6 protein-coding genes and 1 pseudogene are annotated in these 8277 nt (G+C 35.8%); 2 read left to right on the top strand and 5 right to left on the bottom strand.

The features are described from left to right. Positions 1–259: 259 nt before the first annotated feature. A complete protein-coding gene (locus ACIQYS_RS15890; RefSeq protein ID WP_402982031.1) occupies positions 260–829 on the bottom strand; it encodes a hypothetical protein in 570 nt (189 codons plus the stop codon). Between the two features lie 381 nt (positions 830–1210). Between ACIQYS_RS15890 and ACIQYS_RS15885 the strand changes: the two genes are divergently transcribed. After that, positions 1211–2434: an IS110 family RNA-guided transposase gene (locus ACIQYS_RS15885; protein ID WP_402982029.1), complete on the top strand. Its 1224-nt coding sequence runs from the start codon at positions 1211–1213 to the stop codon at positions 2432–2434. Positions 2435–2565: 131 nt separating this feature from the next. Here the strand turns inward: ACIQYS_RS15885 and ACIQYS_RS15880 are convergent, their stop codons facing one another. Both ACIQYS_RS15880 and ltrA read right to left on the bottom strand, forming a co-directional pair. Then, the gene (locus ACIQYS_RS15880; RefSeq protein WP_402982026.1) at positions 2566–3003 is read right to left on the bottom strand and encodes a hypothetical protein; all 438 of its coding nucleotides are present in this window, start codon (positions 3001–3003) and stop codon (positions 2566–2568) included. 215 nt (positions 3004–3218) lie between these two features. After that, positions 3219–4547: a group II intron reverse transcriptase/maturase gene (gene ltrA / locus ACIQYS_RS15875; RefSeq protein WP_402982024.1), complete on the bottom strand. Its 1329-nt coding sequence runs from the start codon at positions 4545–4547 to the stop codon at positions 3219–3221. 756 nt (positions 4548–5303) lie between these two features. Here ltrA and ACIQYS_RS15870 point away from each other — a divergent pair. Next, entirely contained in the window at positions 5304–6143 is an 840-nt protein-coding gene (locus ACIQYS_RS15870; protein ID WP_402982021.1) for a tyrosine-type recombinase/integrase, read from the top strand. Positions 6144–7146: 1003 nt separating this feature from the next. On the opposite strand, the gene ACIQYS_RS15865 is transcribed toward ACIQYS_RS15870, so the two are convergent. Beyond that, the gene (locus tag ACIQYS_RS15865; protein WP_402982019.1) at positions 7147–7860 is read right to left on the bottom strand and encodes a hypothetical protein; all 714 of its coding nucleotides are present in this window, start codon (positions 7858–7860) and stop codon (positions 7147–7149) included. Between the two features lie 186 nt (positions 7861–8046). Next, positions 8047–8220, bottom strand: a pseudogene (locus ACIQYS_RS15860) (hypothetical protein); the annotation flags it as partial. Positions 8221–8277 lie beyond the last annotated feature (57 nt).

Below are 8277 nucleotides of genomic sequence, written 5' to 3'. Positions count from 1 at the left end.
CGTTAGCCATCCATGCAGCACAAAAAATGCTGCACCACAGAGAATGAAAATGGGTAGGAAGTGTCAATACTGATACTGACCTTAATCCAGTCAACTGTAATCCATAGACTTATTCACGCTCTCCTCTTTTTTTAACGATTAAGTAGGGGTTTTCTTAAGTATTGTCATTTTTCTTTTCTTGAAGAACTAATTTTCATGGGAGTTTAAGTACATTTATTCACAAACTTTGCCCTTTATTTGATTGTTAACTGCAATGTTTTCATTTTAAAACTGTCTCGGCTGGGGTAAATGCTTCCCATGGATTAAATTTCGTTGTTATTGATGAAGTAAACCAATACTCTTTAAATGGTTCTAAATTCTTTTCCACGATTATAATCTTCTCCCCACCACCAAAATCTCCATATGATGCCCATAAATCATATTTAACGGTATACCGCATTTTGGATTCGCTAAGCTTTTCTACTTTTGTAAAACGAAAGTTCCTAACCGAAGGGCTTGACTGACCTGTTCTCCAGTGAGTTTGCTCAAATTTACTCCTTGATTGTTTTCGAAGCGAAGGGGACAACATCGCATATTGAACAGCACCACTTCGATTATTTACGCCTAATATCCACAATTCAACGGCTTGTTTTGGTTCGCCTACCATCAAACCATTTATAAAAGACATTAATTGGCTTTCTAAAGGAGTGAGTTGTTTACTTTCAATAATTTTTTCCTCAAAGGAAGGAGTAGTATCGTTCACTTTTGCATTTACCGTTCCATAATACAACCCACAAATTAATATACTAAATAAAATCAATAGAAGAGGTTTACCTTTATCCAATTTCATCACCCTAAATTATATTAGGTTTAGTTTGTCCTCTTCAGTTACAATCATTCCTTCTTCCAACTAATCTGCCGCTCTAGTTCACCAAGAAAAAGGCTTTACTACTTCTTGAAGTAAAGCACCCGTTAGCCATCCATGCAGCGCAAAATCAGCGCTTCACCACAGAGAATGAAAATGGTGAAAATCCGTCTATACTGATTCTACGGCTGGGAGAAGAAGGTCGATGAACTATGGTGCCATAGAGCCCTTCCGTTAGTCTGACTCCAACGACCACGGTGCATCACAGACTGTCGCTCCCTTACGGGAAGCACTCATGGGAGATTAATCCTACTCTGGTTATTGCACCAGCCTCCAATACTATTTGCCGTAGAAAGGATGATTACAATGGAAGTAATCATTGAGCGCGCATGTGGAATGGACGTCCATAAAGATTCCATAACTGCATGTATTATGACACCGAAAGGGAAGGAGATCCAAACGTTTTCCACTAAAACTGTATTTCTATTACAGTTAATTGACTGGATTAAGGAGCATGGTTGTACTCACGTAGCAATGGAAAGTACTGGTGTATTTTGGAAGCCCATTGTTAATCTATTAGAAGCGGAGAGTATTGAGTTTTTAGTAGTCAATGCTCAACATATGAAAGCAGTACCAGGTCGCAAGACCGATGTGAAGGATGCCGAATGGATTGCCAAACTTCTTCGTCATGGTCTACTCAAAGCAAGTTTCATCCCAGACAGAAATCAGCGAGAACTACGAGAGTTAGTTCGATATCGCCGAAGTATTATTGAAGAGCGTGCTAGACAACATAATCGGATTCAAAAGGTTTTAGAAGGAGCGAATAGCAAACTAGGCTCCGTTGTCTCCGACATCATGGGAGTTTCAGCTCTTGATATGCTTCGTGCTATCGCTGATGGCGAAGATGATCCAGAAAAGTTAGCAAGTTTAGCTCGACGATCCATGAAGAAAAAAAAGACTGAACTTGAACTCGCTCTTCGTGGGTATATCAATCAACATCAACGGTTAATGATCAAAACCATTCTAACTCATATTGATTTTTTATCTGAGCAGGTTGAACTGCTAAACCAAGAGGTGGCTACTAGATTATCCTCCCATCAAGAAGATATTGAACGGTTGGATTCTATCCCTGGCATTGCCACTCGTATGGCGGAACAGATTATAGCTGAAGTCGGAACTGATGTGGAGAAACAATTTTCCAGTGCGGCTCACTTATGTTCCTGGGCAGGATTAACACCTGGACATAATGAGAGTGCCGGTAAGCGAAAAGCAACCAACATGAAAAAAGGAAATAAATATTTGAAATCTGCTTTAATAGAAGCCGCTCATTCTGTCAAAGGTTCCAAAACATATCTAGGAGCATTGTATAGACGTACTGCATCCCGAAAAGGTAAAAAGCGTGCAGGAGTAACTGTCGCTCATGCCATTTTAAGAATCTCCTATTATCTCTTAACCCGCAAAGAGATGTACGTAGATTTAGGAGAAGATTACTTTGACAAGCAAAAAGAACAATCGATTGTACGATATTCTGTTCGAAGACTTGAAAACTTAGGTTACAACGTTACAATCACTGAACCAACTGCCTCCTAATCCAACCCATAATTTGATTCTCATTTAGGCGCTGCACTTTTTTAAAAAATATATGAGCTGCGTCTGATTTCGTATTGCCTTTTTCTCAAAATCGAAGATTTTAATTTTCATGGGAGTTGAATAGGAAAAGGTTAGTGAAATCTAAACCAAACAAACCATTGCCCTTGTTTGTCTTTGGTCACAAAAATTTGTCTGTGTGATGCGTCATATGCCGGTAAATACTGTGGAAACAGTACTTCCACAAACCAAGAATTATCAGCTATTTCTTCTCCGCAATAATTTTTAGCCATTGCATAATAATCCTCTAGATGCGATGACTTTGAAAAATGTGCTATGGTTTCTATTTTCCAACCTTTATAATTATCTTCTTTATAAACCTCAGGAATGATTGTATTCAATGCATTTATAAGACCTTTATCTGAATCTGCACGTCCTAATTTTTGTGAATCTGGACATTTACCATTGTTAATTAAAAAGGGAACTTCATCATCTGTTTCAGCAAATGATATTTGAGAGTATATAAAAACCCCAAAAATACACATGTAAATAATTATTCGTAAATAATTCATGTCATCACCCCTTGTATGGTTATTATCCATAAAACAAAGGTTTTTATACTAACCTTTAATTAACAATCTGGCTCGATTGTTAAATACAAGTTAAATAACACTGTTCAACTAGTCGAGTAGAAGGGAACCTCTCTACCTTGCGGTAGATTGTGTTCCTCTCCCCTCACAGAACCGTGCTTGCGCTATTTACGCACACGGCTCCTCCAAGTCATCATTCACAAAATATAGCTAATCTCTTTTCTTAAGTCGTATATATTCACCTTAATTCTTGGTGAAGGTAAAGGATATTTATGAAGAAAGAGATTGAATTTATCCCAAGTAAAGGATTTTCTTTGACTTCGTCTGTTGAGCCATTTAAATAGTAAATATTGGATTTTGTCTTTAAATTGTTGAACACTTGGAGTGTTATCCATAATGCAATAGTAGTTGTAATAACCTACGAGTGAGCGTTTAAATCTATCCATAATCATATGAATATCATTATTTCGGTTCTTCTTTATCCATTCCTTCGATTCCTTTAGTTTACCCTGTAGCTTTTTCCTGCTTGATTTCCGTTTCACACGAAAGTATCCAGTTTTACTCTTTCCACAATAGTGTGTAAAACCTAGGAAATCAAAGGTGTCAGGTTTCCCATTTCCCTTTAGTTTTGCATCTTTCTCCGCAAATCTCCCGAAGGGAATAATTTTGGTTTTATCCTCCGCTATTTCTAAGTTAAACTTCTGTAATCTCAGCTTCAATGATTGAAAGAATTCCTGAGCTTCGCTCTTATATTGGAAGCAACAAACAAAATCATCTGCATATCTAACTATGTATGCTTCTCCTTTACACTGTTTTCTAACTTCCTTCTCAAACCACAGGTCCAGGACATAATGGAGGTACAGATTGGCAAGGACCGGAGATATGACTCCACCTTGCGGTGTGCCTTTATCTGTCTTGTATTTCTTTCCTTCCTCCATGTATCCACCTTTAAGAAACCTACCAATTATTCTTAGTAAGTTAGGGTCAGCAATTCGCAGTTTTAAGAACTCCATCATCCATATGTGGTCAACGTTGTCAAAGAAGCCTTTAATATCTACATCTACTATATAATTTACTGATTTCTTTTCAATATAATGATTTAATATTTTCAAAGCATCGTGGCAGTTGCGATTTGGGCGGAACCCAAAAGAGCAGTCTAGAAAATCATTTTCATAGATGGCATTTAGTATTTTTGTAATGCCTTTCTGTACAATCTTATCTTCGTGTTCCGGTATCCCCAAGGGTCTTTTCTTGTTGGAGTTTAGCTTAGGAATATACATTCTCCTTACGGGAACAGGATGATAACTTTTACTTTTAAGCCTACTTACTAAATCCTCTATATTTTCCTCTAGTGTTTCACTGTATTGCTCTTTAGTTGTGCCATTAATCCCCGTTGCCTTCTTATTAGGTAATTCAAGATGACATTGAACTAGAGATTCTTTATTTAGTAAATGTACAATAGATGTAAATTTCATTTTCGGATCAGATTTTGCTAATTCTGCTATCCTTAATAGTTTTGTTTCCATTTAGTATTCCTACCTCCGCGTGTAGTAAATGTGTCCCTAGTAAGGGTAATAACTTGGTAGCAGCCTTTCCTCCATCGGCATTACCCAACTTCATTGGTACTACGCTGCTATCCGACTCCCTAAACGGCATTTGGTTTCCTTGCTTATTATCACTTGTACACCATACTCTTCAATTAAGAAGAGACCGTTAGGGTCTCCCGAGTTGCCGTATCATATCCATGTGTGACGTGCCAAGGTCTCTGACCCCAGAGAGGTTTCATCCTTCTTGCCTTTAACGAAGAATAAAATGTAGTTTTCTGCCGCAGGTAAGGCATCAACCCTCTCGATTTACTAACATTATGGGGCTCAATCCCTTCAACCATTTGGCTTTCGGCCCGTCACCTAACTGTCTACGCTTAAAGGCTAATGTTACCATTAGCCCTCCAAGACTCGCTACGAGTGAATGGCTAGTTCTTTCTCGGCGGGAATCCCACCCGCTATATGATACGACCTAGGCTCGGCCGCACACCTGCTTCGTTAGTTTAAGTGAAATATTTCACATATTCAAATGAGTTATTCGAAATGATATATCCGTGTCTTATAACATATATCATTATTTGTCCCCCATATATCAGCAGTTTAGTAACTTACTTTTCCCAAAAGACCATTTTTGCTGTTCAACTAACCTGCTGCGAAAGTAATAACACATCCTATGTCTATAATTCTATTAAGTTGGCAATAATCCTTTTAGTATTACTATTTTAAGGGGGAATGAAATTGCTACTGACAAAAGCATGGGCTTCGTTTGAAATGGATAAACGAATAGAGGGCTTTTCGCCACAGACATTGAAGGCCTACCAGTTACAGTCTTTGCTACTTATTGGTTATTTTAAGGATGTAGAGATAGAATTGCTGGATTCAAATCAACTAAAGGAGTATCTTGCAATATCCGGCAAGCATTTAAAACCAGCCAGTCTTGCACATCGTATCCGCTTTTTGAAATCATTTTTTCGTTGGTCTCATGAAGAAGGATACCTGAGTAAGAATCCAACTTCGAAAATAAAAGAACCCAAAGTAGGCAAACGGATACCCAAGTATTTAACCGAACGGGAGATTGAACACCTTCGTGAATCCTGTCATTCCCCCATGGAAAAAGCGATTTTTGAATTCATGTTTTCCACTGGTTGTCGAATTGGAGAAATAGTCGCGCTAGAAAAGAACCATATAAATTGGTCCAATCAATCCGCAATTGTTAGAGGAAAAGGTGATAAGGAAAGAGAAGTTTATTTTAATACATGTTGCGACATATGGCTTAAACGTTATATGGAAAACCGGAATGACCATAATCCTGCAATCTTTGTGACCGCAAGACAGCCACATAAAATGAGTGTCGCCCAAATGCGATACATTATCAAGCGAATTTCCAACCGTGCTGAAATCAATAAATCGATTCATCCACACCAACTACGACACAGTTACGCAACTCATTTGTTGAATAATGGAGCTCCTATTGAGGTCATACAAAGTCTCATGGGCAATGAGAAAAGTGAAACCACCAAGATATACGCTCAGTTAAGCGGAAGGTTAAGGAAAGAGTATTATCAGAAGTACTTTTAAATGTAAAAGGAGCAACGCCTAAAAAAGACATTGCACTAATTGACGAAAGCACCCATTCATACAATAAGGTCAACAAAAAGAGCATTGATCTAGAATCAATGCTCCTATTTGTTCCATCAATTCTCTCCAAACCTTTTTTAGGTTCAAATGGTTCAAAATCAACTTTTTCTTCCTTTATTCCTTCTTTTTGCCGATTTTCAGTCGTTTTTGCGTTAATCCTACTTATGTCAACAGTCCTATTAGCTCAATCAGAAAAACTATATTCAGAGTTACCTTATTTATAAAAGAGTTACACTATCTACATTAATGATGCTTCGATCAAAAAACGTTTCTTATCCTTATCATTTTATGTTATGTTTGCAATCAAATTAGTTAAGTAAATTATTATCTAACAAATAATAAAGCATAAGTTTCCCACCACAATAAATAAAGCATAAACTTTCCAAACGGAAGGTTTATGCTTTATTTCACAGCCCCCAACATCGTTTTAGTTCTTATCAGCTCTTCGAGATAATCAATATTTAATCACTAAAAAATTATAATGATTTATATAGTTTTAAGTATAATCTTGCCTAAAATAAAATTAAGTATTTCCTTGCCATAACGGCAAAGATATACTTAAAGTCACACACTGTTTGATTTCCAATGAAATCATAGTATGGAGACGGCGGGATTTGAACCCGCGTCCAGAAACTCTAACACTTAAGCTTCTACGCGTGTATCTTGCCTATTTAGGTTTCGCGTAGCACTATGCCGACTTCATAGTTTCAAGGGTTTACACCGTTTTCATACATTTCTATTTTAAGGTTTTACTCGCAAGGGTGTATTACATATTTACGAACTTGGTTCAAAGACCTTCTAAGAATAAGTATATCTCATTTAATGAAAAATTAAAATATTAAGTTCTCTATAACAACTCCATCATATATTATTCCCCACTCAAACGGCTTAGAAATAATGTCATACAGCACCTAGTATGTTATAGCTTTATTTCCAAGCAATTTTACCACCTAATATTTTCACTCTTCTGCTCCTCACCCTTAACATTATCATTTCTACCTTTTAAGATTTGAATTAATGAATCTATGGCAATAAATGTTACAAAAACCTCTTTAATTAGAGTTATATCTAAATCGATTTTAAATTGCATAATGTTATTTGAAAACAGATTAAAATTATACAAGACATAAATTCCAATCATCATACCATAGGTCACAATTCGATAATTAACCTTCTTAGCAAATTTATTAAAAATTCTTGGTTGAAATTTATCAAAAGTATATTCGATGAGCTTTATCACCCATTCTGCTTTATATGTAAAAATAACAACTGCAAGTACATTCACAATATATATTAGGCCCATCTTCATTTCAAAAGAGTTTGGAACAAATTGAACAATCATAGCTGTAGGTAATATATAAAACATTAAAAACAATAACCCTGCTCCTACGTTCATATAATATCTCATTATCAATGCAAGTATCATTATTGGAAAAACGAATAATTTATGTATCTTTTTAAGATATCTATTCCATTTCATTAGAGGATAAATCATAACATAAAAAACTGCATACCCCATTAATCCAAAAATCACTATAAATAGTATATTAAATAAATTTAGCTCCTGCTGATAAAAATCTACTACTACACTTATAAATAAACACAGCATTATTAACATGGTAAAATAAGATACTATATAACCTGTTATTTTCTTCAAAGTTATCCCCTGCTCCTTTTTTTATATAGCCGCCATTAAATTAAAGAAAGCTTTAAATAATAAAAACGATATAATTATTTGGAATATTAAGATATAAATGGAGGTAATTCGAATATAAAAAATTATACCTATGAATTTGAAAAGTAATCTGCATGTTAATTATCGCTTTTAGTTTTTTAACTTAATTCATAAATATATCTGCAATCTCTTCTCTAAACTGCACCTTGCATTCAGTTCAACTATCTTAGGCGTTACACATATTAAAGAAAATAAATCTGAGGTATGAGCTGCTACTAATGCTTCTGTCGTTAAGAATAATGCAGCTACAGATGCAGCGTTTTGAAGTGCTGAACTTATTACAAAGCCGTTCTTTCACATTTTATTAGATAAATACCACTTCTCAATGAATTCAATAAA

Source organism: Psychrobacillus sp. NPDC096426, assembly GCF_044762745.1.
GTDB lineage: Bacteria > Bacillota > Bacilli > Bacillales_A > Planococcaceae > Psychrobacillus.
This window is presented reverse-complemented; position numbering and strand designations above follow the sequence as displayed.

What these genes read in the sequence shown, in the direction of transcription:
- ACIQYS_RS15885 (WP_402982029.1), top strand. Translation starts at nt 1,211, where the DNA reads ATGGAAGTAATCATTGAGCGCGCATGTGGAATGGACGTCCATAAAGAT.
- ltrA (WP_402982024.1), bottom strand. Translation starts at nt 4,547, where the DNA reads ATGGAAACAAAACTATTAAGGATAGCAGAATTAGCAAAATCTGATCCG.
- ACIQYS_RS15890 (WP_402982031.1), bottom strand. Translation starts at nt 829, where the DNA reads ATGAAATTGGATAAAGGTAAACCTCTTCTATTGATTTTATTTAGTATA.
- ACIQYS_RS15880 (WP_402982026.1), bottom strand. Translation starts at nt 3,003, where the DNA reads ATGAATTATTTACGAATAATTATTTACATGTGTATTTTTGGGGTTTTT.